This window comes from Xanthomonas sp. NCPPB 4037, from assembly GCF_041475695.2.
Lineage (GTDB): Bacteria > Pseudomonadota > Gammaproteobacteria > Xanthomonadales > Xanthomonadaceae > Xanthomonas > Xanthomonas campestris.
The window spans coordinates 4,200,774-4,224,428 of sequence record NZ_CM191261.1 but is presented as its reverse complement, the minus strand read 5'-3'; the positions used below and the strand labels follow the sequence as shown (position 1 = coordinate 4,224,428).

Annotated in this window: 16 protein-coding genes; 5 read left to right on the top strand and 11 right to left on the bottom strand. The window is 66.1% G+C overall.

Annotated elements, in window-relative coordinates; genetic code table 11:
• Positions 1–44 precede the first annotated feature (44 nt).
• Positions 45–2,015, bottom strand: coding sequence for a transglycosylase SLT domain-containing protein (locus ACCQ01_RS18595; RefSeq protein WP_186829826.1), 1,971 nt, complete (start codon positions 2,013–2,015; stop codon positions 45–47).
• Between the two features lie 263 nt (positions 2,016–2,278).
• Between ACCQ01_RS18595 and ACCQ01_RS18590 the strand changes: the two genes are divergently transcribed.
• Positions 2,279–5,158, top strand: coding sequence for a TonB-dependent receptor (locus ACCQ01_RS18590; protein ID WP_115006960.1), 2,880 nt, complete (start codon positions 2,279–2,281; stop codon positions 5,156–5,158).
• Between the two features lie 740 nt (positions 5,159–5,898).
• Here ACCQ01_RS18590 and betA read toward each other — a convergent pair.
• The 7 genes from betA to ACCQ01_RS18555 form a co-directional block, all read right to left on the bottom strand.
• The gene (gene betA, locus ACCQ01_RS18585) at positions 5,899–7,569 is read right to left on the bottom strand and encodes a choline dehydrogenase (protein ID WP_115001922.1); all 1,671 of its coding nucleotides are present in this window, start codon (positions 7,567–7,569) and stop codon (positions 5,899–5,901) included.
• Positions 7,570–7,659: 90 nt separating this feature from the next.
• Complete coding sequence (gene betB / locus ACCQ01_RS18580) at positions 7,660–9,132, bottom strand: betaine-aldehyde dehydrogenase (protein WP_040940669.1); 1,473 nt, start codon at positions 9,130–9,132, stop codon at positions 7,660–7,662.
• A gap of 40 nt (positions 9,133–9,172) precedes the next feature.
• A complete protein-coding gene (betT, locus tag ACCQ01_RS18575) occupies positions 9,173–11,152 on the bottom strand; it encodes a choline BCCT transporter BetT (RefSeq protein WP_228431280.1) in 1,980 nt (659 codons plus the stop codon).
• Positions 11,153–11,276: 124 nt separating this feature from the next.
• Positions 11,277–12,014 (bottom strand): endonuclease/exonuclease/phosphatase family protein, encoded by a 738-nt coding sequence (locus ACCQ01_RS18570; RefSeq protein ID WP_228431426.1) that lies wholly within the window; start codon positions 12,012–12,014, stop codon positions 11,277–11,279.
• A gap of 49 nt (positions 12,015–12,063) precedes the next feature.
• Entirely contained in the window at positions 12,064–12,885 is an 822-nt protein-coding gene (locus tag ACCQ01_RS18565) for a thiol:disulfide interchange protein DsbA/DsbL (protein ID WP_011038498.1), read from the bottom strand.
• 93 nt (positions 12,886–12,978) lie between these two features.
• Positions 12,979–13,629, bottom strand: coding sequence for a thiol:disulfide interchange protein DsbA/DsbL (locus tag ACCQ01_RS18560; RefSeq protein WP_011038497.1), 651 nt, complete (start codon positions 13,627–13,629; stop codon positions 12,979–12,981).
• Positions 13,630–13,733: 104 nt separating this feature from the next.
• Positions 13,734–14,531, bottom strand: a complete 798-nt coding sequence (locus ACCQ01_RS18555; protein ID WP_012437398.1) for a c-type cytochrome — start codon at positions 14,529–14,531, stop codon at positions 13,734–13,736.
• Positions 14,532–14,677: 146 nt separating this feature from the next.
• On the opposite strand from ACCQ01_RS18555, the gene yihA reads away from it, so the two are divergent.
• Both yihA and ACCQ01_RS18545 read left to right on the top strand, forming a co-directional pair.
• Entirely contained in the window at positions 14,678–15,301 is a 624-nt protein-coding gene (gene yihA / locus ACCQ01_RS18550; RefSeq protein ID WP_228431278.1) for a ribosome biogenesis GTP-binding protein YihA/YsxC, read from the top strand.
• 498 nt (positions 15,302–15,799) lie between these two features.
• Positions 15,800–17,164 carry a glutamate--cysteine ligase gene (locus ACCQ01_RS18545; RefSeq protein ID WP_228431275.1) on the top strand — a complete coding sequence of 455 codons (1,365 nt, stop codon included), beginning with the start codon at positions 15,800–15,802 and terminating at the stop codon, positions 17,162–17,164.
• Positions 17,165–17,203: 39 nt separating this feature from the next.
• Here ACCQ01_RS18545 and ACCQ01_RS18540 read toward each other — a convergent pair whose 3' ends face one another.
• Positions 17,204–18,700 (bottom strand): ATP-binding protein, encoded by a 1,497-nt coding sequence (locus ACCQ01_RS18540; protein WP_228431273.1) that lies wholly within the window; start codon positions 18,698–18,700, stop codon positions 17,204–17,206.
• The gene (locus ACCQ01_RS18535) at positions 18,697–19,416 is read right to left on the bottom strand and encodes a response regulator (RefSeq protein WP_011038492.1); all 720 of its coding nucleotides are present in this window, start codon (positions 19,414–19,416) and stop codon (positions 18,697–18,699) included. Before ACCQ01_RS18535 ends, ACCQ01_RS18540 begins: the two co-directional genes overlap by 4 nt.
• A gap of 135 nt (positions 19,417–19,551) precedes the next feature.
• Between ACCQ01_RS18535 and ACCQ01_RS18530 the strand changes: the two genes are divergently transcribed.
• Positions 19,552–20,649, top strand: a complete 1,098-nt coding sequence (locus ACCQ01_RS18530; protein ID WP_228431271.1) for a glycosyltransferase — start codon at positions 19,552–19,554, stop codon at positions 20,647–20,649.
• A 753-nt stretch (positions 20,650–21,402) separates the two neighbouring features.
• Here the strand turns inward: ACCQ01_RS18530 and ACCQ01_RS18525 are convergent.
• On the bottom strand, positions 21,403–22,569 hold the full coding sequence (locus ACCQ01_RS18525) for a TDT family transporter (protein WP_228431269.1): 1,167 nt from the start codon (positions 22,567–22,569) through the stop codon (positions 21,403–21,405).
• A 110-nt stretch (positions 22,570–22,679) separates the two neighbouring features.
• Between ACCQ01_RS18525 and ACCQ01_RS18520 the strand changes: the two genes are divergently transcribed.
• A complete protein-coding gene (locus ACCQ01_RS18520; protein WP_115571862.1) occupies positions 22,680–23,594 on the top strand; it encodes a LysR family transcriptional regulator in 915 nt (304 codons plus the stop codon).
• The last annotated feature ends 61 nt before the right edge of the window (positions 23,595–23,655 follow it).

The following is a 23,655-nucleotide window of genomic DNA, read 5'->3' as shown; positions in this document are numbered from 1 at the left end:
CACTGCCACGCACGGCAAGCGCGCGCGGCAGTGCGCGGGCCGCGTCAGTCCTGTGCGGCGTTGGCCGCCGGGCCCGGCGAACACACCGGGCGCGTGCGCTTGTCCACCAGCCTGCCCATCAACCGGTCGCTCAGCGGCAATGCATCGCCGTTGAGGCGCCAGTCGTAGATCACGCTGAAGGCCAACACGCGCGCAACGTACTCGCGTGTTTCCTTGTAGCTGATGGTCTCGATCCAGAAATCCGGATCAAAGCCGGGCCGCTGGGCCTGCCAGCGCCCGGTCGGGCCGGGGCCGGCGTTGTAGGCGGCGATGGTGACGTAGGGCAGGCCGTAGGTGTTGAGCAGCTGGCGCAGGTAAGCCGTGCCGATCGCGATGTTGGTGTCTGGCTCGTACAGGCTGGCGGCGCCGCCGTAGTTGGGCAGGGCAATACCCTTGGCCACCGCCGCGCCGGTGCCCGGCAACACCTGCATCAGGCCCATTGCATTGGCTGGCGAGCGCGCGCGTGGGTTGAAGATGCTTTCTGCGCGAATCTCCGCGGCCACCCATGCCGGATCGATCGCATTCTTGGCTGCTTCTCGGCGGATGCTGTCGTCGTGGTGCAGCGGAAAGCGCAGCGCGTACAGGCGCTGTTCGTCGGGCTGCTTGCCGAGTGCGAACACCGCGCGGTCGAACCACCCGTTGTCGCTGGCGACCTCCACGGCGAGGCGGCGTTGGGTGTCGTCGAAGCGGCTGGCGGCATCGTTCCATTCGGCCACGGCCCAGCCGGGGCGGTCGATCTGGAACAGCGCGATGGCGCGCACCAATGCCGGGTCACGTGCCACCGCGGCCTTGGCCTGCGGGCTATCCTTGGGCTCCCACGGGCACAACCGGTAGGGCTGCTGCAGGCGATCGGCAGCCAGGAAGCCGTGGAAGGTGGGCGACTGCGCAGCCGCACGATACAGCGGCTGTGCCGCGGCGGCGGCGCCGGTCTTTTCGGCCAGCCGTGCTTCGAAATACTGCCAGCGCGAATCACTGCGCTGGGTAGCCGGCATCTTGCGGATGGCGGCCAGTGCCGCAGGCCAATCGCCACGCGACATCGCCTCGCGCGCGCGCCATTCGTGCAGGCGTTCGTCGTAGGACGCATCGGGCACCGCATTGAGGCGGCGCGCCGAATCGGGCAGATACGAGGCCACGGTCCACAACGCAATCTGGTACAGCACCTGCCCACGCTGCGCGTCGCTGAAGCCCAACGCGGCGGCCAGTGCAGGCAGTTGTTGTTCGGCCGCGTCCGGGTCGCTCTTGGCCAGCTTGGCCAGGCCGTCCACGGCGATGTTGCGGCTGCGCTCGGTCCTGGGCCAGCTCGCCGCACGCGGATGCACCTTGTCCAGGAATGCCGCGTAGTCGGTGGCCAGGGCCAGATCGGCCGCCGGCAGCCCGCGTGCGGCCGTGCGCATCACCGCAGGCTGCTGCGCGTCGGCAGCGGCTTCCACGCGCTCCCAGCGCAAGGCGGGGGTGAGCTCGCCGCGCGACTCCAGCCCGGCAACCACCGCGTCGCAGGCATCGGGCAGGCCCTTACCGGTACGCCACAGCGTCAAGGCATCGCGGCTCCACTGCGCATCCGCCTTGCCGGTGGCCTGGCGTGCGCTCAGCTGCGCACAGCGCAGGCCCAGGTTGTCGGTGGGCTTCCAGTTGGCCAGCAGCGTGGTCCAGTCCTGACGCCGCGCCACGGCCGGCAACCAGGCGCCGCGGAAGCTCTCAGCCACCGGCTGGCCCGCATACCGCTGCAGAAAGCCCTGCGCCTGCGCGGTGGAGACGCTGTCGATGTTGCGCTTGAGCGCGGCGTATTCCAGCCAGCCGTACAGCGGATGCCGGCGTAGGGCAGTGAGCTGTCCGGCGTCGGCCTGGCCACGCTCGGCGGCGGCGATGGCATCGCGCATGGCGGTCAATTGCGGATCGAGCGATTGGGCATGCAGCGCAGTGCTGCCAAGGCAAAGCAGGCCGGCGAAAACAGCGGCGAAACGTGGGGAATAAGTCATCGCGCGACTATACCGAAGCGTGGCTGAGCACTTGAGTGAATGTGGCGCGGTGGCGCCGCGCATGTGCGCCTGTCGCGCGCTGCGTAGGCGGGGATGGCACTCGCTCAGTAGGGCGCGCGAAGCAAGCGTGCCGATGCGATGACGGAGGCAGTGCTGCGTTGCCAGGTTGCGGTGCGTTAAGGTTTCGTTTAAAAGTCGGCATGGACCGCAGGGCACGGGGGCGTGCGGGGACATTTCCTGAAATCCTTCTGGAGAGAGAAAGGATGAAGCGTCTGAGTGGCTCCCGTCGGTCGTGCCTGGCCGTGCAGTTGTCGTTGTGTCTGATCCCTTCGCTGGCCTGGGCGCAGCAGCCCGAACCCGCCCCGAGTACGCGCACGCTCGACAGCGTGCAAGTCACCGGCACCCGCATCAAGACGGCCGAATTGCAGGGCCAGGTGCCGATCCAGACGCTCAACCGCGCCGATATCGAGCGCACCGGGCTCACCTCGATCGGCGAGGTGTTGCAGGAGCTCACTGCCTCCGGCTCGGCGCTCAATGCCAAGTTCAATTCGTCCGGCAATTTCGGTTTTCCGCCCGACGGCAGCGGCGTGGGTGCCGGCTCGGCGCAGGTGGACTTACGCCATCTCGGTTCCAAGCGCGTGCTGGTGCTGGTGGATGGTATCCGCTGGGTCAATGAATCCTCCGCCTCCGGCGTAGGCTCGTCGACGGACCTCAACACCATTCCGCTGGCGATCGTGGAGCGCATCGAAGTGCTCGAAGACGGCGCCTCGTCGCTGTACGGCTCGGATGCGATCGCCGGTGTGGTCAACATCATCACGCGGCGCACGTTCGACGGCGCGCAGGTCACGCTCAATTACGGGCAGTACGGCAAGGGCGATGGCACCAACCAGGGCATGGACCTGGCCTGGGGCACCAGTGGCGAGGATTTCAGCCTGTTTCTGGGCGCCAGCTACGTCAAGCAGGATCCGATCTATGCGCGCGACCGTGCGCAGGCACGCTTCCCCATTCCCGGCACCGGGCTGACCTTTGCCAGTTCGGCCACGCCCGATGGGCGGTTCCAGTTCGTCGACCCGAACACCGGCGTGCGCCAGAACCTCACCCCCAACGCGGGCGTGGGCACGCCGCAATACGACGGCAGCGGTGGCTGCACGCGCAGCGATGATTACCACTGCTTCGGCACCGCCGACCGCTACAACTTCGCCGAGCAGAACCTGCTGCTGACGCCGTCCGAGCGCAAGGGCGTGTTCGCGCAGTTCCGCTATTACTTCAACGACGACGTGCAGTGGTACGTCAAGGCGTTGGGCAACCGGCGCGAGTCCACCAACCAGGCCGCGCCCGAGCCGATCTTCCTCGGCCCCGATGCCGGCACCGGCAATCCGCTGGCCGACAACATCGTGATTTCCGGCTTGAATCCGTTCAATCCGTTCGGCTTCGATCTGAACTCGGCCACCAACCTGATCCAGATCGGGCGGCGCCCGGTGGAAGGCGGCCCGCGGCGGTATGAGCAACAGGTGGACACGCAGTATTTCGGCACTGGCCTGGTCGGCACCTTCGAAGGCGCGTCGCGGACCTGGTTCTGGGACGTCAACGGCATGTACAGCAAGAACAAGGCCGAGCAGACCAACTACGGCAGCTACAACCTGTTCAACATCAACCTGGGGCTCGGCGACCCGGCCGCCTGCGCGGCGGTGGCCGGCTGCGTGCCACTGGATATCTTCAGCGGCGCCGGCAGCATCACGCCGGAGATGTTGCGCTGGATCCAGCCCGTGGTGCGCGATCGCAGCCAGAACGAACTGAGCCTGTTCACCGCCAACCTGAGCAGCGAGCTGTTCCAGTTGCCCGGCGGTGCGGTGAGCTTTGCCACCGGCTACGAGTACCGCAAATACGAAGGCTCGTATCAGCCGGACCCGCTCACCGTGGCCGGCCGCTACAACGGTGTGCCATCGTTGCCTACCTCCGGCAGCTACGACGTCAATGAGGCCTATCTCGAACTCAACATCCCGATCTTTGCCAACTCCACGTTGGGCGACAAACTCGATCTGAACATTGCGGGCCGGTATTCGGATTACTCCACGTTCGGCGGCGAGTTCACGCCCAAGTACGGCCTGCGTTGGCAGGTGAGCGACGAGTTCGTACTGCGCACCAGTTATGCGGAAGGCTTCCGCGCGCCGACCATCGGCGAGTTGTTCGGTTCGGCGGCGCGTGCGGATCTGCAGTTGTCCGACCCGTGTTCCATCGGCCTTGGCGGGACCGCGCCGCGTGGCAGCGCCGCCAACTGCGCAACGCTGGGGGTGCCGGTGAACTACCAGCAGGCCAACCAGCAGATTTCGGTGACCACCGGCGGCAACGAGCAGCTGGAGCCGGAGCGCTCGCGTAGCTTCAGCGCCGGCTTCGTGTTCAGCCCGGGCTTTGGCAGCAACGCAAGTTGGTCCGACCGGCTTGATCTCGAAGTGACCTTCTACCGTCACCATGTGGATGGCGCGATCCAGGCGATCAACGCGCAGACCCAGCTCGATCTGTGCGTGGATACGCTGGACGCGCTGTACTGCGACGGCATCGGCCGCGCGTCCACCGGCGGCATCAATGCCTTCAACAACCGCCTGACCAACCTGGGCTCGATCAAGACCGATGGCTGGGACGTGGACCTGTTCTGGACCTTGCCGGAAAGTGCGTTGGGCCGCTTCAAGCTGTCCTGGCAGAACACCTTTGTGGGCCGTTACGAGGCGCTGGGCGCCGCCGGGCAGCGGCAGCCGCAGGGGCCGGGCATCGAAGTGGTGGATAGTGCGATTCCCGAGTGGACCAGCAATGCGGTGCTGGACTGGTCGCTAGGCAACTGGACCGCATCGTGGACCGCGCGCCACATTTCCAAGCTCACCGAACAGTGCGGCGACGCAGTGGAATTTGCGGTGTGCTCGACGCCGGCCGAGGGCACCAATCAACTGGATGCCATCACCTACCACGATGCACAGGTGGGCTACCGCTTCGACTGGTTGAAGGGCCTGCAACTGACCGCCGGCTTGAACAACGTGTTCGACAAGGATCCACCGATCTGCCTGTCGTGCTCACTCAACGGCTATGACGCGTCCACCTATGACATCCCCGGCGGCCGCTTCTGGTACGTGCGCGCGGACCTGAAGTTCTAGTTGGCACGACGGCTGCCTGCCGCGCGTGATGCATGCGGCGGGCAGCACTCTGCTTGCAATGCAGATGTGCAGTGACGTACGGCGCATTGGCGTTGCTGCTGCATCAGTCAGCGACCAAGACGGATGGCGCGGTGCCCTCACCGCGTCCGGGACCCTTGGCGGCATGGATGCCGCCAAGGAGCCTCCATGGACGGATTCACGGCGTGTCCCGGGGGCGGTGAGGGCATCGCGCGCTCGAGCTGCTGGCGTTGCGCGTCAGGCTGGCATCGCTGGTGATTTCCCACTGCGAGTCGGTGCCTGAGATCCAATTGCTGGTCGCTCAGCGCTGTCTGCCAGGCGTCAATGCAGCGATCAACGGCGTTGTGCAGTAAGGCCACAGGCACGTATAGCGCATGCAGGGCCCTTGCGCGCCCGCCATCGCGGGACACGCCGCAAGTACGTCCCTGTAGGCTCTTTGGCGGCATCCATGCCGCCAAAGGTCCCGCGACGGCGGGCACGCAAGGACCAGGCGAGTTGGCTGGTTTGCGTGGATTCTCAAAATACCTCACGTGCTACATGCAATGTCTTCGCCGCTTGCCGAACCGCGGCGGGACAGATGCCGCTCGAAGCCTTCATGGAGGGACGCACGGCATGTCGCGCAGGCAGCGAGCCGCTGCGGTCTCAGCTATCTAGATTCAAACCCAAGTTGGCCGAAAATTCGCCAGCAGGTCGTTCAAACCATGCACTCGGTCGATCACACATCACCGGCGTACAGGTGCATCGCCCGCCACGTAATAGTCGGCGGTGCTGCGCGGTAGCGGTGCACGCCCGCGCATCCGGTCGGCGATCTTCTCGGCGATCATGATGGTGGTGGCGTTGAGGTTGCCGGTGATGATGCGCGGCATGATTGAGGCATCGATCACGCGCAACCCCTCCATGCCGTGGACGCGGCCTTGCCCATCCACCACCGCCATGTCGTCGGTGCCCATCGCGCATGAGCACGAGGGGTGATACGCGGTTTCGGCGCGTGCGCGCACGAATGCATCCAGCTCGGCGTCGGTCTTGCAGTCTGCGCTGGGGCTGATCTCGCGCCCCCGGTAAGGGTCGAGTGCGGGCTGGGCGATGATCTCGCGGGTGATGCGGATTGCATCGCGAAATTCCTGCCAATCCTGGTCGGTGGATTGGTAGTTGAACAGGATCGACGGATGCTGGCGCGGGTCGCGCGACTTGGCATGCACGCGGCCGCGGCTAGGTGTACGCATGGAGCCCACATGGGCCTGGAAGCCATGCTCTTTTACCGCGTTGCTGCCGTTGTAGTTGATCGCCACCGGCAGGAAGTGGTACTGGATATTGGGCCAGTCGAACTCTTCGCGGGTACGAATGAAACCGCCGGCCTCGAACTGATTGCTGGCCCCGGTGCCGGTGCCGGCAAACAACCACTCGGCGCCAATGGCTGGCTGATTCCACCACTGCAGTGCCGGGTACAACGACACCGGCTTGGTGCATGCATATTGCATGTACACCTCCAGGTGGTCCTGCAGGTTCTGCCCCACGCCGGGCAGGTCATGCACCAGTTGCACGTCGAGCGCGCGCAACAGGTCCGGCGCACCCACGCCGGAGCGCTGCAGCAACTGTGGCGAGGCAATCGCGCCCGCACAGACCAGCACTTCGCGACGCGCGTGCGCGTCGATGCCTTCGCTGCTGTTGCCCACCAGGTAATGCACGCCGACCGCGCGCTTGCCGGCAAACAGGATGCGGTCGGTGGTGGCGTGGGTGACGATGTGCAGGCTGTCGCGCGGCTTGGCCATGTCCAGATAGCCGCGTGCGGTGCTGGCACGCCGCCCTTGCGGCGTCACGGTGCGGTCCATCGGCCCGAAACCTTCCTGCTGATAGCCGTTGAGGTCGTCGGTGCGCGGGTAACCCGCCTGCACGCCGGCATCGACCATCGCCTGGAACAGCACGTTGTTGTCGTTCTTCGGCGTGGCCACGCTCACCGGGCCTTCGCCGCCGTGGTAATCGTTGGCGCCGATGTCGCGCGTTTCTGCCTTGCGGAAGTACGGCAACACATCGCGGTAGCTCCAGTCTTCCAGCCCCGGGCGCTTGGCCCAATGATCGAAATCCAGTGCGTTGCCGCGGATGTAGCACATGCCGTTGATCAGCGATGAGCCACCCAGCCCCTTGCCGCGCCCGCACTCCATGCGCCGGTTGTCCATGTGCGGTTCCGGCTCTGTTTCATAAGCCCAGTTGTAGCGGCGGCCCTGCAACGGAAACGCCAATGCGGCGGGCATCTGGGTGCGGAAATCCAGCCGGTAATCCGGCCCGCCGGCTTCCAGCAGCAGCACGCTGACACCCGGGTCTTCGGTGAGGCGCGCGGCCAGTACATTGCCGGCCGAGCCTGCGCCAATGATGATGTAGTCGTATTCGCGTTGCATGGTGATCTCCTGATGCGTGGTCGGTAAGGCGTGCGGATCGGCACGCGTCTGCGGTCGTTTGAACAGCAGTACGCGCGCTGTGAGCCGCGCCTAGAACACCGACGCGTAGCGTTCCAGTTCGACCTGGACAGACTTGGTGCGTGTGTAGGCCTGCAGCGTGGCCAGCCCGTTCTCGCGGCCCACACCCGATTGCTTGTAGCCACCCACCGGCATCGGCGCCGGCGATTCGCCCCAGGTGTTGATCCAGCAGATGCCGGCCTCCAGGCGATGGATCAGACGATGCGCGCGTGACAGATCCGGCGTCACCACACCCGCCGCCAGGCCATAGCTGGTGGCGTTGGCGCGCGTGATTGCCTCGTCTTCGTCGTCGTAGGTGAGCAGGCTCAGCACCGGCCCGAAGATCTCTTCGCGCACGATGGTCATCACGTCGGTGCAATCGCTGAAGATGGTCGGCGCCACGTAGCAGCCCTGCGCCAGTGCGCCATCGCGCAGCCGCTCGCCACCGCACAGCAGGCGCGCCCCTTCGGCCTTGCCTTGCTCGATGTGTTCCAGCACGCGCTGCATGTGCGCGGCACTGACCATCGGCCCGAACGTGGTGCGCTCATCGAGCGGGTCGCCGATATGGATGCGTTGCACGCGTGCCAGCAGGCGCGCTTCGAATGCAGTGCGCAGTGCACGCGGCACGAAGACGCGCGTGCCGTTGGTGCACACCTGGCCGGAGCTGTAGAAGTTGGCCATCATCGCGATGTCGGCCGCCAGGTCCAGGTCGGCGTCGGCACAGACAATCAGCGGCGACTTGCCGCCCAGTTCCATGGTCACGTCCTTCAACGACGAGCTGGAGGCGCTGGCCATCACCTTGCGGCCGGTTGCGGTGCCACCGGTGAAGCTGATCTTCTCGATCTCCGGATGCTCGGTGAGTGCATGGCCCACGCTGGCGCCGTCGCCGGGCAGCACGTTGAACACGCCATCCGGCAGGCCGGCTTCGGTGAAAATTTCAGCGAGCTTGAGCGCGGTGAGCGGCGTCACCTCGCTGGGTTTGAAGATCATCGCGTTGCCGGCGGCCAGGGCCGGTGCGGCTTTCCAAAGCGCGATCTGGATCGGGTAATTCCACGCGCCGATGGCACCCACCACACCAAGCGGCTCGTGCCGCGTGTAGAAGAAGCTGCCTTCGCGCAATGGTACCTGCACGCCCTGCAGCGCCTGCGCCACGCCGGCGTAGTACTCCAGCACATCGGCACCGGTGACGATGTCCACGCTGCGCGTTTCGCTCAGCGGCTTGCCAGTGTTGAGCGTTTCCAGTTCCGCCAGAGCGTCGTTGCGCTCGCGCAGTAGCGCGACGGCACGCAACAGAATGCGTGAGCGCTCCACCACCGTGAGTGCGGCCCAGTGCCGTTGGCCGGCCTTGGCGCTGTCCACGGCTGCATCCAGATCGTCGGCGCCGGCGTTGTGGACGTTGGCAAGGACTTCACCGGTGGCCGGGTTCACCACCTCGAACGTGTGGCCGCCGCGGGCGGGAACATAGCGGCCGCCGATGTACAGCAGCTGGTCGGGGAAACGTGGCATGACAAACCTCCTGTGGGACGCTCGCCGCAGCGACGACACCTCAGCGGGTGAGATGCAGGAACTGCAGGTGACGCTCGTATTGATCGATGATGTCGTTGATGATCTGTTCGCGGCTGTAGCCGACCAGGTCGTAATCCTGGCTGCCTTCGAACAGATACACCTCGGCGCGGTAATAGCGCTGGTTGCGCAGGCGCTGCGCGGCGAACGACGGGGTGAGGTAGCCGCGCATCACCACCTGGTAACGGAAGCCTTGTTGTTCGCCGTGGTCGACGCTGATCTCCATGTCGGCGTCGTCGAGCCGGCTGCTGACCTGCCAACCTTCGTCCTGCAGCTGCGCGGCCACCGCTTCGATCGCCGGGCGAACCTGCTCGTGCATGAAGCGATAGACCTCATCGCGCGCGGCAAAATGCATTGCCTGGCCCAGGCGTTGACGCCAGCCGCGGTGATCGCGCGATTGCCCGATCAACGGGCTGGGGCTGTAGAGCTGCGCACGCTTGCGCTGCGATTCCTCGCTGAGCGCGCGCGACAGCCCCCACGCCATCAGCAGCAACACGGCCGAGAAGGGCAGCGACGCCAGCACCACTGCGGATTTCAGCGCGTCCATGCTGCCGGCCAGCAGCAAGCCTGCGGTGACCACGGCCGTGAGCACGCCCCAGAACACACGCAGCCAGCGTGGGCCGTCGTCATGCGGCTCGCCGCCATGCGAGGACAACGTGGACAACACCACCGTGCCCGAATCGGCCGAGGTGACGAAGAACACGAAGCTGATCGCCACGGTGATCGTGATGACCACGCGGCTCCACGGGTAGTCCTGCAGCAGCGAATACAGCACGGTTTGCGGCGCGTCGATGGCCTGCTGCGCCCAGGCGGCTTGCCCGTGGTGCAGCAATTGATCGAGCGCGCTGTTGCCGAAGATCGACAGCCAGGCCAGCGTGAATCCCAACGGGATCAACAACACGCCCAGCACGAATTCGCGGATGGTGCGGCCACGCGAGATGCGTGCAATGAACAGCCCCACGAAGGGCGCCCAGCCAATCCACCACGCCCAATAGAACACCGTCCAGTTGCCGAGCCAGTCGGGGCGGCCGCCATAGGCGTACACGTCGAAACTCTTGCCGACCACGCTGCCCAGATAGTCGCCCAGGTTCTGCATCAAGGCATTGAGCAGATATTGCGTAGGGCCTGCGAACAGCATGAACAACAGCAGCGCGATCGCCAGCAGCATGTTGATGTCCGACATCCAGCGCACGCCTTTTTCGACGCCGGACACCGCCACCAGGATTGCGGCGCCCATCATGGCGACGATCAACGACACCTGCACCCAATGCGTATGCGGCACGTTGAACAAGGTGGTCAGGCCGGCGTTGAGATGCAGCACGCCAAAGCCCATGTCTGCGCCCAGGCCGAACACCGTGGCCACGATGCCCAGCGCATCGACGGTGTAGCCGATTGGCCCGTTGATGCGTTTGCCGATCAACGGATACAACGCCGAGCGCAAGGCCAGCGGCAGATTGTGGCGAAATGCGAAGTACGCCAGCGCCATCGCCGCCAACGCGAACACGCCCCAGCCGTGCAGGCCCCAATGCAGGAACAGCAGCTGCATGGCCTGGCGTGCGGACGCCTCGCCGTTGCCGGTGCCGCCTTGCGGTGGTTGCAGATAGTGCGTGAGCGGTTCGGAGACGCAGAAGAAGAACAGCGTGATGCTGATACCGGCGGCGAACAACATGCCGGCCCAGGAGAGATAGCTGAATTCCGGCTCGTCGTGATCGGCGCCAAGCTTGATGTTGCCGTAGCTGGACAGTGCCACGCCCAACACGAACACCAGATACAGCGTCATTGCCAGCAGGTAGTACCAGCCCACATTGCGTGAGGCCCAGGTCTGCGCATCCAGCAAGATGCGCCCGGCATCGAGGGGAAACAGCGCCACCAGCAGCGCGAACGTACACACCACCGTCGCCGCCAACACGAACACCGGCCGAAGGGTGCGTACCGGTGCGAGCTGCGGCTCGGACACATTCATGCGCGGTGCGTCACGTGGCGTGCTCCAACGAAAAAACCGCCTGTGTTATGCCACAAGCGGTGTCTAGAGCACGTCATCGGTTGAGGTCGCCAGCGCAACCGGGCGCTGGCGTTCTACTGCGGGTTTAACGCAGCAATTGCAGCGGAACGCGCAGATCCATGCCCACTGCAAGGTGGTCGGAGAACGCTGCAGGAATCGCTTCGGTGTGTTCGATCACCACACTGTCGCTGACTAGAATGTGATCGATCGCACGGTCGGGGCGCCAGCTCGGGAACGTGTGCACCACGCAGCTCGGTGGTTGCAGCCGGGTGTGCCGATACAAGGCCTGCATTTCCGGCCGATCGGCAACGCAATTGAAGTCGCCCATCAGCATCACATTCGGATGGTCGGACAACAATTCGGCAATGAAGGCCAGCTGCGCCATGCGCGAATTGGCGCCCAGCGACAGATGCGCTACGGCCACCGCCAGGCCTTCGCGGCCTTGCCCGAACTTGGCCAGCAGGATGCCGCGCCCGCCGATGCGGCCGGGCAGGGCATGGTCCTGGACTTCCAGCGGTTCCAGCTTGCTGAGCAGGCCGTTGGCGCTGGACGCCACCCCGCCCATGCGGCGGTTGGGCTGGTGGCTCCAGTAGTTGAAGCCGGCGCGCTCGGCCAGGTAGTGGGTCTGGTTGGTGAAGCCCGAGCGCAGGCTGCCGGGGTCGCTTTCCTGCAGACCCACGATGTCGCGCTCGCCGGCCAGCTTGGCGATGCTGTCCAGGCTGGTGCGCTTGCTGCCCAGCGGCAGCGCATGCGACCAGCTGCGGGTCACGTAGTCACTGTAGCGGCGGGTGCTGGAGCCGGCCTGGATATTGGCGGTCAGCACCCGCAGGGTGCGCGAGTCCGAAGCGTTCACGACGTGGCGATCGCTCGGGTCACTTGGCCAGCGTGGCGCGTTCGCGCGCGATCAGGTGATCGGCGATGCGCAGCATGTCCGGGAAGCTCTGGCCCTTGACCAGGTACTTGCCGTTGACGATCAGCGACGGGGTGCCGGTGATCTTGCTGCGGGTGGCGAACTGCTTGGCGCGGTTGGTCTTGGCCGACACGCCGAAGCTGCTCATGGTGTCGATGAAGGTCTTCGAATCCACACCGTACTTGGCATAGAAACCGGCGATATCCTGCACCGAATCCTTGCCGCGCTCGCCCTTCAGGCTCTGGTCGACGTGGATCGCCTTGTACAGCGCGTCGTGGGTCTTTTCCTGCACGCCCAGCGTTTCTGCGGCGTAGAAGGCGCGCGCGTAGTCATCCCACGGCCCGCCGAACATCGCCGGCACGTAGACAAAATGCACATCCGACGGCAGGCCGGCTTTCCACGGCCCGATCAGCGGCTGGAACGCGTTGCAGGCCGGGCAGACGTAGCCGAACACTTCCGCCACTTCGATCTTGCCGGCGGCCTGCTGGTACGGCTGGCCACCTTCGATATCCAGGTAATCGGTGCCGGCGACCGGCTCGGGGCCGTTCGGCGCACGCGGTGCCGGCGCTGGCGGCGCAGCGGCGGTGTCGGTGGCCGGCGCGTTGGCGCTCTCGCCCACGGCAGGCGGGGCAGCGGCATCAGTGGCCGGGGTGGCCGCAGGCGCGGTGGCGGTCTCGGCAGCCGGAGCAGGCGCCGGGGCGGTGTCGGACGAACCGTCCTGGGCCTTGCAGGCGACCAGGATCGGCAGCAGCGCCATCAGCGTCAGGGCGAAGCGGGTCTTCATCGGATTGGATCTCCAGCGTGGGGCGGAAGGGGAGGCCGCAGCGGCCGCGGGGCGCATGATGCCACGGGCCGTGCGTGATGGCGGTTATGCGGCTCAGCGCGCGGCCGGCGCGGCGTGCTCGCGGGCAATCAGATAATCGGCCACGCGCAGCATGTCGGTGTAGTCACGCGCGGTGATCAGATAGCGCCCGTTGACCACCAGGGCCGGCGTGCCGGGGATCTTGGCGCGCGTTGCAAATTCGCGCGCGGCCTTGACCTTGTCTTCCACCGCCGCGCTCTTGAGCGTGTCGATGAAGCGCTGCTGCGGCACGCCGTAGGCGACATAGAAGGCCGCCAGCTCTTCCGGGGCCACGTTCTGGGTGGGCACGGTGTGCTTTTCGTGGATGGCATCGAACATGGCGCGGTGGCTGCGCTTGGCCACGCCCAGCGTGTCGGCGGCGAAGTAGGCACGCGCGAACGCATCCCAGAAGCCGCCGAAGGCCGCCGGTACCGGCGTGACCCGCACATAGGCCGGCTGCTTGGCGGTCCAGGCTTCCAGCGTCGGCTCGAAGTGGGCGCAGTGCGGGCAGGTGTAGCCGAACACTTCCGCCACTTCGACCTTGCCCGCCAGGGGCGCATACGGCTGGCCGCCGTCGATCAGCACATAGTCCTCGCCTTCCACCGGCGGGGCCTTCTTGTCCGCGGCACAGGCGGCCAGCGGCAGCAGGATCAACAACAGCAGCGACAGACGGGAAAACAGGTTCATGCGGGCTCCGAGGGGGATGGATTGCAGTGATACGACGCGGTGAAACGACAACGCCGGCCCGAAGACCGGCGTTGCGAAGCGGATGGACCGCCGCGGCACTCACCTCATGAGCGTGCGGGCGTTCCGGCGGGCAGTTGCGCGGCCGCGGCATCGTCGGCGCGGTCGTGCAGGCCTTGCAGATAGCTGGCCAGCGCCTGGATCTCCTGCTCGCTCAGCGGCTTGGCCACCTGCGCCATGATATTGAACAGCGCCGGATTGCGCTCCTGGGTGGTGCCGGCCTGGTATTCCTTGAGGCGGCGCGCCACGTACTCGGCGTGCTGGCCGCCCAGGCGCGGGTAGGCCGGCCCCGGGTTGCCGCTGCCTGAAGGCCCATGGCAGGCCATGCAGGCCGGCACGCCGCGGGCGATGTCGCCGCCGCGGTAGAGCTTCTCGCCGGCCTCGTAGAACTTCATGCCCTGGTAGGGGCCCTCGCTGATCACCGCATCGTCGGCGACGCCGGCGGCGGATTTCTGCGTGGCGAAGTAGGCGCCCAGATCGCGCATGTCCTGCGCGGTGAGGTCCTTGACGAAGGGCACCATCACCGCCGACATGCCGGTATTGCGCTCGCCGCTGGCAATCAGCGCCACCTGGTGCGCCACGTAGCGCTCGGTCTGGCCGGCGATGCGCGGATACATCGGCACTGCCGGGTTGCCGTCCGGCCCGTGACAGGCCGCGCAGGCAGCGGCCTTGGCCTGGCCGGCCTTGGCATCGCCCCAGGTGGTCTTGGACAGGTCGACCTCCAGCGGCGCAACGCGGATAGGCGGCGGATCGGGGATCGGCGTGACCGCCGACTGGGCAAACGCCACCGCGGCAACGACCGGCACGGCAATGGCGGCAAGGACAAGCACACGAGCATGGCGCATCAGCTAAAGCTCCGTATGGACCCGGCCCGCGCGCGTGAAGGTGCTGGCTGTGGCAGGCGTTCCCGATTATCGACACGCCTTCGCGCCAGGGTCAACGAACAGTGCAGCAAAATCGCCTGGAGCGCCGAACGTGCGATCCTAGGGGGATGTCGCTCCTTATCGAACAAGCCCGCTACCACCTGTCCGCCCATAACGCCCGGCAATTGCCGGACGATGGCGGCTACGAGGTGGCCTTCGCCGGCCGCTCCAACGCCGGAAAATCCAGCGCGCTCAATGCGTTGACCCGCCAAAATTCCCTGGCCCGCGTGTCCAAGACGCCCGGCCGTACCCAGCAGCTAGTGTTCTTCCAGATCCAGCCCGAGCGCTATCTGGTGGATCTGCCCGGCTACGGCTACGCCAAGGTGCCGCAGGACCTGCAGGCGCACTGGCAGGCCTTCATCGACCGCTACTTCCGCACGCGCGAAGCGCTGCGCGGCCTGGTGGTGGTGATGGACATCCGTCACCCGCTCAAGGATTACGACCTGCAGATGCTGGGCTACGCCGCCGAACGCGGCCTGCCGGCGCACGGTCTGCTGACCAAGGCCGACAAGCTCGGCCGTGGCCAGCAGATGCAGACCCTGCAGAAGGTCAAGAAGGAAATGACCTCGCGCTTCGGCGACAGCGTCACTGTGCAGACCTATTCGGGCGAATCGCGCCAGGGCGTGGACGAACTGCGCGGCATCGTCGGCGGCTGGCTGGGCCTGAACGTCGAACCGCCTGCAGACGCATAGCCCCTTACGCGCGGCGTGGCTGCGCGTCTGGATTGCCGGGTTAATTGGCAGGGCGGTGATCGGCTGGCCTGCCTTGGCGGCCCGCGCGTAGTGGCTGGTTGGGGCGGTTGCTTGAAGGTGGTGTTGCGGCAGCGTTTTGCGCAGGTGCAGCACATGCAATGCGCTGATACGCGGCGCCTGGCTTCGGTGGACATGGTCGGCGGTTGAGGCAAACCTCGATCGGATGCCGGCCTGCCCACCCGCAATGCGGCCCAAGTCAACGCGTTCAGCGGCTGCCGTCTCGGCAGTGGACGATATCGCCGGCCGTAAACAGCCCTTCGGCGCGACCGGTCTCCCGCGCCCATCCACCACCGCAGCGCCGAGCGCCTGTGAGTGGAAATCTCATGCCCCGTCCATGTCGCCAATCCGGGCACGCCCTGCGGTTATAGTGCGGGCCTTGCGGTGGCTGGGGAGGATCCCCACATCGTCCCACCTCCCCTTTCGCCTGCGAGCGTGCCCTTGTCGAGTCCCAGCCACGTTGCCGAAACGTCGATCACCGAACGCGCAGAGCTGATCCAGGTGCTCGCCTCCGGCGAGAAGCCCGGTGCGGACTGGCGGATCGGCACCGAACACGAGAAGTTCGGCTTCCGGCTGGATGACCTGCGCCCGCCCACCTTCGATGGCGAGCGCGGCATCGAGGCCTTGCTGGTCGGCATGACCCGCTTCGGCTGGGAGCCGGTGCAGGAAAACGGCCGCACCATTGCGCTGCTGCGCGATGGTGCCTCGGTCACGCTGGAACCGGCCGGGCAGTTCGAGTTGTCCGGCGCAGCGGTGGAAACGCTGCACCACACCTGCGTGGAAACCGGCACCCACCTGAGCGAAGTGGCCGAAGTGGCCGGCGAGCTGCAGCTGGGCTTCCTGGGCATGGGCTTCCAGCCCAAGTGGCGCCGCGACGAGATGCCGTGGATGCCCAAGGGCCGCTACCAGATCATGAAAAGCTACATGCCCAAGGTCGGCTCGCTCGGCCTGGACATGATGACGCGCACCTGCACGGTGCAGGTCAACCTCGATTACGCCACCGAAGCGGACATGGTGAAAAAGTTCCGCGTCTCGCTGGCGCTGCAGCCGATCGTCACTGCGCTGTTCGCCGATTCGCCGTTCACCGAAGGCAAGCCGAACGGCTACCTCAGCTACCGCTCGCACATCTGGACCGACACCGATGCCGATCGCACCGGCATGCTGGATTTCGTGTTCGACGACGGGTTCGGCTACGAGCGCTACGTGGATTACCTGCTCGATGTGCCGATGTATTTCTCCTACCGCGATGGCGTCTACCACGATGCCAGCGGGCAGAGCTTCCGCGATTTCATGCAGGGCAAGCTGCCGGTGCTGCCGGGCGCACTGCCGACGCTGCGCGATTGGTCCGACCACATGACCACCGCGTTTCCCGAAGTACGCTTGAAGAAGTACCTGGAAATGCGCGGCGCCGACGCCGGGCCGTGGAATCGCCTGTGCGCGCTGCCGGCGTTCTGGGTGGGGCTGCTGTACGACCAGACTGCGCTGGATGCGGCCTGGGACCTGGTCAAGGACTTCACCCTGGCCGAGCGCCACGCATTGCGCGACGGCGTCCCCAAGCAGGCGTTGGGCCTGCCGTTCCGCAACGGCGTGGTGCGCGACCTGGCGCTGGAGGCGGTCAACATCGCCCGCGAAGGTCTGCGCCGGCGTGCCCGCCTGAACCGCGATGGCCAGGACGAGACCGGATTTCTCGATGTAATCGCCGAGATTGCCGAAACCGGCGTCACTGCCGCAGAGCGCAAGCTGGCGCTGTATCACGGCGCCTGGAAGGGCGATATCGACCCGGTGTTCCGCGAGTTCGCGTACTAAGTCAGTCAGCAGTGCGGCGCAGGCCTGCCTGCGTCGCCGTCAGCGCCGTTCCGGCATGCACGGCAGGCGCACGGTCACCCGCAGGCCGCCCCCGTCGCGATTGTCCAGCCGCAGTGCGCCGCCATGCGCCAGCACGATGCTGTGCGCCACCGAAAGCCCCAGCCCGATTCCGCCGGTGTCGCGGTTGCGCGAGGATTCGCCGCGCACGAACGGCAGCAGCAGTTGTTCACGCTGGCTGGGGTCGATGCCCGGGCCGTCATCGTCGATCCACAGCACGCCGTCCTCGCCTTCGCGATGCAGCCGCAGGCGCGCGCGCCGGCCGTATTTCAGCGCGTTTTCCAGCAGATTCATCACCGCGCGGCGCAACGCCAGCGGGTCGCCGTCCAGGGTGATCGCCGGGCCTGGCAGCAGTTCGGCATCGGCGCCGGTGTCCACCGCGTTGTCGACCACGCTCTCCACCAGCAGGCGCAGGTCCAGCGGGGCGCGCTCGCCGCGATGGCGGTCGTTCTGGATGAAATCCAGCGCCGCGGAAATCATCGCCTTCATCTCGTCGATGTCGGCCAGCGCCTTGTCGCGCAGCGGCGCTTGCAGGTCGTCCAGGCGGAACGACAGCCGTGCCAGCGGGGTGCGCAGGTCGTGCGCGATCGCCGCCACCATGTGGGTGCGCTCGTTGATCAGCCGGTTCAGGCGTGCCTGCATGGCGTTGAATGAATCGGCCGCGCGCACGATCTCCGGCGGGCCGCTGCGTTGCAGGGCCGCCGCGTCGGGATTGCGGCCCAGGCGGTCTGCGGCTTCGGCAAAGCGCTTGATCGGCGCCGACAGCGCACGCGAGAACCACCACGCCAGCGGCACGTTGGCCAGCAGGCCGGCCAGGAACAGCAGCACCACGTGGGTCTTGAACTCGGCCGAGAGGCGACGCCGTGGCGATTCCACCGTGCGCCAGCGGCCGTCGGGCTGTTGCAGCGCGGCGGTGAAACCGTCCAGCAGCGGCACGCCCGGGGTCAGGCGTTCGCTTTCCCAGTCACCGCGGGGGTCGTCAGGCCGCAGTCCGTTGCCGAAGGGCGCGCCCTCGGGGCTGGGGCGTGGCCAGTCCTTGCCGAATGGCGTTGCCCCGGCTGGGAGTTGCTCGCTGCCGGCGCCAGCCGCGCGGGTCTGGGCCGATGTCCGGTTCGATGTGCCCTCGCGCGGCAGAAGCCGTGGCGCCTCGCCGTCATCGGCACTGCGATAGAAGCGCACGCGCGCGCTGTCCACATCCAGCCAATGTGCCAGCAGCATTTCGGCGAAGCCGTCGCGGACCTGGCCGGCCGGTGGCGTGGGCGCCTGGCGGGCTTCGTGCACCTTGAGCGTCTGGGTGCCGGCCGGCATGCGGGTGGACAGCAGGGCCACGACCTCCGGCGGATGCACCGGAGGCTCATAGACGGGGGTGCGCATCACCAGCAGGGCGATGCCGACGGCCTGTGCGGTGACCAGGGCCACCGCCAGCAGGACGAAGGTGCGAGCAAAAATCGACAGCCCGCGGCGTACCGGTTCACTCACAGACGCGCGACGCTCGGCAGCAGCATGTAGCCCTCGTTGCGCACGGTGCGAATCAGCTCGGTGTGCACGCGTTCGTTGATCTTGCGGCGCAGCCGGCTGATCTGACTGTCGATGGCGCGGTCATAGACGTCGGTATCGCGGCCGCGCGCGTAATCGAGCAGTTGGTCGCGGCTCAGCACGCGTTGCGGATGCTCCACGAACGTGCGCAGCAGGGCGAATTCGCCGTCGGAGAGGTTGATGAAGATACCGGTGGGGTCGCGCAGGTCGCGCCGCACCACGTCCAGCCGCCAACCGGCGAACTCGTAGACATTGCCGCGCGGCTCGGCCTGGTCGCTGGTGACCTGGCTGCGGCGCAGCAGGGCGCGCACCCGGGCCAGCAGCTCGCGCGGGTTGCAGGGTTTGGCCAGATAGTCGTCGGCACCGACCTCCAGCCCGATGATGCGGTCTGTATCATTGCCCAGCGCGCTCAGCATGATCACCGCAGGCGAGCCGCGCTCGCTGGCCAGCGAGCGCGCCGCACTCAGCCCGTCTTCTCCCGGCATCATCACGTCGAGTACGATGAGGTCCGGACGCCGTTGTGTGATGCGCTTGCGCATTTCGGCGACATTCTCGGCCACATCCACCTGGTAGCCGTGGGCGCTCAGGAACTCGCCGATCAGCTTGCGCAGGTCGGGGTCGTCGTCGACCACAAGAACGCAGGGTTGTTGCATGTCCATGGAGGTCATCGTCGGAGGCGCAACGGTCGGGCTGCGCGGGGTGGCTACCGGAAACATGGTGCTCGCAAGGTGCAGGACGGGAGCACGCATCATAATGATCGAATTTGTCAACCATTGGCACACGTGTGACGCAGCATGACAGACCGGGACATCCCACCAAAATCCGCTGCACCGACACTGCCCGCCGACAAGGTCGAGCAGGTGCATGACGTGGTGTTGCCGATGATGCGGGTGATCAGCCGTGACAATGGCGTGGGCCTGACCCGCGACATGGTGTTGATGGCACAGACGCTGCGTGCCGGCGGGGCGCAGGTGCAGGAAGTGGGGTTCACCAGTCAGCGCCTGCACGACACCGGGCGTGAACTGCGCCTGTGGGGACGGCGCGCGCTGTTGGGCAAGGTGCCGGTACAGATCTTTTCCGAGCGCGTGTATGCGCGCTGCCTGCCGTTGGGGCACGCCAATCTGCTGGTTCCCAACCCGGAATGGTTGCTGCCCAAGTGGTTGCCATTGCTGCCGCGGTTCACGGCGGTGTTGTGCAAGACCCACCATGCCGAGCGGATCTTCCGCGAGTTGGGCTGCCGCACGCAGTACATCGGCTTCACCAGCCCCGATCGTCACGATCCGGAGATGTTCCGTCAGCGTGCCTTCTTCCACTTGGCCGGGCGTAGCACCGCCAAGGGCACCCGCGTGCTGCTGGAAACCTGGCAGCAGCATCCCGAATGGCCGCTGCTGACGGTGGTGCAGAACCCGCGCACGGCGGGCAAGCAGGTGGTGGCGGCCAACATCGATCATCGCGTCGGGTATCTCGACGATGCAGCGCTGCGCCGCCTGCAGAACGCCCACCAGTTCCATATCTGTCCATCGGAGGCCGAAGGCTTCGGGCATTACCTGATGGAGGCCTTGAGCGTGGGTGCGATCACCCTGGCCACCGATGGCGAGCCGATGAATGAATTGGTCCGCCCCGAGCACGGCCTGCTGATGCCGGTGGCGACAGTGCGCCAGCGTCGGCTGGCGAGCTATCACTATGTGGATGCGGCAGGCATTGCGCAGGCAGTGCAAGCCGCGCTGGCGCTGCCGCCCGCAGAGCTGGAGCGCCTCTCGGCCGCTGCGCGGGCGTGCTATCTGGCCAACGACGCGGTTTTTGCGGGGCGCTTCCGCGCTGCGGTCATGGCTGCGGTGGCGATGCCGACCGAGGCAGTGGCCGACGTGGTGCCGGTGGCCGCGAAGAGCTGATTGGGAATGCACTGATCGTACGGTTTGTTTTGCAGCGCTGAGATGCTGTGGTGTGCAACCCACTCACGTGTAGGTCTCCTCTAGCGCGGCGTTGGATCACGCTGACGCAATGCTGATGCGCGCCGCATGTTTGTCGTCGTTTCGCTTGTTTCCTCACGTTTGCACGCGCCCGGCACGGCATGCCATGCGGCGCCAGCGCACAACACACCTGTGCAAAACGTGCCTGCAAGCATCTCCTGGCCGCGGGGCGAACGTCGCTCTGCCACACGCCGCGCGCTGCGTTTGCCGCACACCAGGGAGATCAAAACATGGAGCAGACGCGCCCGACCATTGCTACCGTGATCACCATGCTTGCGCTGCTGAGCCTCGGAGGCTGTGCAAGCCTGTGCGGTACGCCACCGGGCCCACCGCCACCTCCCCCGGTGCATGTGCATCGCGGGCCGCCGCCGTCTGCAATGGAGCGACGGATCCTGCGCGAGTGCCTGCAGTCACCCCACCAGCCACCCGTGTTGCACGATGGCGCTGAAGACATTCCTGTAGATCCGGCAGCGCTCGCGCGCTGTCTGGCGGATCACGACATGGGTGTCCCGCTACCACCGTCACCGGATGCGTTGGATGCGCCTGATGCCGATTGGTTCGATGACTCATCAGGTCCACCAGCATCGGATCTGGACGCCGCCGCGGAGTAGCCGAAGGCGCATGCGTGCTCATCCGGCAGCGCGAAGCGCACCTGTCAGACATGCAACCTGTACTTCAGCGTCCAGGTGCACTCTCGCTGGATTCGACAAGACAGGGCGCGACGAACAACGTGCCCCGATACGCGCCTGCCGCAGTGCGTGCCGCCACGATCGTCCAGGTCACGCATAGCAGCAGGACCAATGCGCTGCCGAATACATCGAAGACCTGCATTTGCAGCGCGGCGCCGAGCTTCAGTGTCGCCAACGCATAAACCCCGAGCGGGAACGTGAATCCCCACCAGCCCAGATTGAACGGCACGTTGTCTGCGAAATAGTGGGCCGTGATGAGGATGGCCAGCGCCAGCCACCACAGCCCTAGCCCCCACAGCAACAAACCAGCAATCAGGCCACATCCCGCCGCGGCCTGGCCGATGGTGCCCATGCCCTGTGCGGCGAACAGTGCCGGCGCGTCGCCGGCAAACACCAGCATGCCCAACGCGCCAGTGCCGATCGGCCCCAGCGCCAGCCAGCTCGAAGCGGCCATGCTGGCCTGCGGTAACTGGTGTAGCGCCATGCGCAGCCACAGGATCACCAGGATGCCCATCGCCACCGGCACCGAGTACGCCCACAGCACGTACCCGGCAACCAGCATGCCGAAGCGGCTGCCGGCATCGGCCAGATGCGGGGCGAGCGCGCCAGCACTGGCCGCGGCGACTTCCGCAGCCACCACTGGCAGCAGCCATAGTGCGGTCATCTGTTCCATGCGGTGCTGCTGGCGGGTAAACATCAGGTAGGGCACCAGCACGCCGCAGGCCAGCGCCATGGCCGCGTCCATCCACCACAACGCAGTCGCCACGGGAATGACGGCAGCGCCCCAGCGCGGCAGGCCATAGAGCAGCAGGCCGTTGATGAGCGTCGCCAATCCCATCGGGATAGTGCCCAGAAACATCGAGGCGGTCGGGTGGGCCAGGATGCGTTGGGCTTCGTGCGGATACAGCGCCCAGCGAGCGAGATACAACGCGCTGAACACCACAAACAACCCGATATTGCAGAGCCACAGGCCAGCGCCGAGCAACGCGGCGCCAGGCACGGGCCAGGGGAGCTGGCCCAGCACCAGCGACAGGATGCCGGTGCCCATGGTCACCGCGAACCAGTTTGGTGTGAACTGGCGGATCGCTTCGCCCGGACTGGGCAGCGCGTACAGCGGCCAGGCGGTTGCAGGGCAGGTCGGGGAGGTGGGCATCGGCATCTGGGCCACAGCGTTGTCGTCTGAAGAAGTGAGTGAGTCTAGGCAGCTGGATCTAGTGGTAAAGCGCGTAATATCGATTGGAGTAACCCAATAAATCGCTAACGATGAAACTCAGCCTGCGGCAGCTCCAGATCTTTTGTGCGGTTGCCGAGTGTGGCTCCACCACCGCAGCGGCGGCGCAGGTGGCGTTGTCGCAGTCGGCCACTAGCGCCTCGCTCAATGAACTGGAAAGTGGCTTGAGCACCCGGCTGTTCGATCGGGTCGGCAAACGCTTGCTGTTGAATGACAGCGGCCGAGCATTGTTGCCGCACGCACGCAGGATGCTCGACAACGCGCAGCAGATCGAAGCCGGTTTCCATCCCGGCAGCGCCAGTTTGTCGACACGTCTGAAGGTGGGCTGCAGCACCACCATCGGCAACTATGTGCTGCCGCTGGTGCTGCGCGAGCTGCATACAACCGCTGCGCATCTGCGCGTGGAAATGGAAGCCGGCAACAGCACGGCCATCGCTGCGAAGGTCGCCAATTTCGAGCTGGAGATGGGGCTGATCGAAGGGCCGTGCCACGTGCCCGAGTTGCACGTCGAGCCCTGGTTGTCCGACGAATTGCTCATCGTGGTTGGCAGCCAGCACCCGCTGGCAAAGCAGGCAAACGTCACCCGCAAGGATCTGCGCGCCGCTGCGTGGCTGTTGCGCGAACCGGGTTCTGGCACGCGTGAGGAGGTGGAGCAACGACTGCTGCGGCATCTGCATCAGTTGGCCGATGCACGCCAGATAGGCAGCTCCGAAGCGATCAAGCACATGGTGATGCACGGCCTGGGCGTGAGCTGTCTGTCGCGTTGGGTGGTGGAGGCGTCCTTGGCTGCCGGGACGTTGAAGGCCATCACCGGCGTGCTCCCGCCGATGTCACGTCGCTTCTTTCTGATCACGCATCGCGACAAGTTTCTCTCGCCGAGTCTTGCGCGTTTTCGCAGCAGCTGCCGGCAGTTTGCACAGACGCAGAGAGCGCCTGTTACACCATAACGTGTTGCTGCAGCGCAGCTTGCCGAATGTTCGCAGCCCACTGCATATGCCATTGCAGGGG

Excerpts from the sequence above, each read along its gene's own strand:
- betA (WP_115001922.1), bottom strand. The coding sequence starts at position 7,569 with ATGCAACGCGAATACGACTACATCATCATTGGCGCAGGCTCGGCCGGC.
- betT (WP_228431280.1), bottom strand. The coding sequence starts at position 11,152 with ATGAATGTGTCCGAGCCGCAGCTCGCACCGGTACGCACCCTTCGGCCG.
- yihA (WP_228431278.1), top strand. The coding sequence starts at position 14,678 with ATGTCGCTCCTTATCGAACAAGCCCGCTACCACCTGTCCGCCCATAAC.
- ACCQ01_RS18595 (WP_186829826.1), bottom strand. The coding sequence starts at position 2,015 with ATGACTTATTCCCCACGTTTCGCCGCTGTTTTCGCCGGCCTGCTTTGC.
- betB (WP_040940669.1), bottom strand. The coding sequence starts at position 9,132 with ATGCCACGTTTCCCCGACCAGCTGCTGTACATCGGCGGCCGCTATGTT.
- ACCQ01_RS18525 (WP_228431269.1), bottom strand. The coding sequence starts at position 22,569 with ATGCCCACCTCCCCGACCTGCCCTGCAACCGCCTGGCCGCTGTACGCG.
- ACCQ01_RS18530 (WP_228431271.1), top strand. The coding sequence starts at position 19,552 with ATGACAGACCGGGACATCCCACCAAAATCCGCTGCACCGACACTGCCC.
- ACCQ01_RS18520 (WP_115571862.1), top strand. The coding sequence starts at position 22,680 with ATGAAACTCAGCCTGCGGCAGCTCCAGATCTTTTGTGCGGTTGCCGAG.
- ACCQ01_RS18555 (WP_012437398.1), bottom strand. The coding sequence starts at position 14,531 with ATGCGCCATGCTCGTGTGCTTGTCCTTGCCGCCATTGCCGTGCCGGTC.
- ACCQ01_RS18535 (WP_011038492.1), bottom strand. The coding sequence starts at position 19,416 with ATGGACATGCAACAACCCTGCGTTCTTGTGGTCGACGACGACCCCGAC.
- ACCQ01_RS18565 (WP_011038498.1), bottom strand. The coding sequence starts at position 12,885 with ATGAAGACCCGCTTCGCCCTGACGCTGATGGCGCTGCTGCCGATCCTG.
- ACCQ01_RS18590 (WP_115006960.1), top strand. The coding sequence starts at position 2,279 with ATGAAGCGTCTGAGTGGCTCCCGTCGGTCGTGCCTGGCCGTGCAGTTG.
- ACCQ01_RS18560 (WP_011038497.1), bottom strand. The coding sequence starts at position 13,629 with ATGAACCTGTTTTCCCGTCTGTCGCTGCTGTTGTTGATCCTGCTGCCG.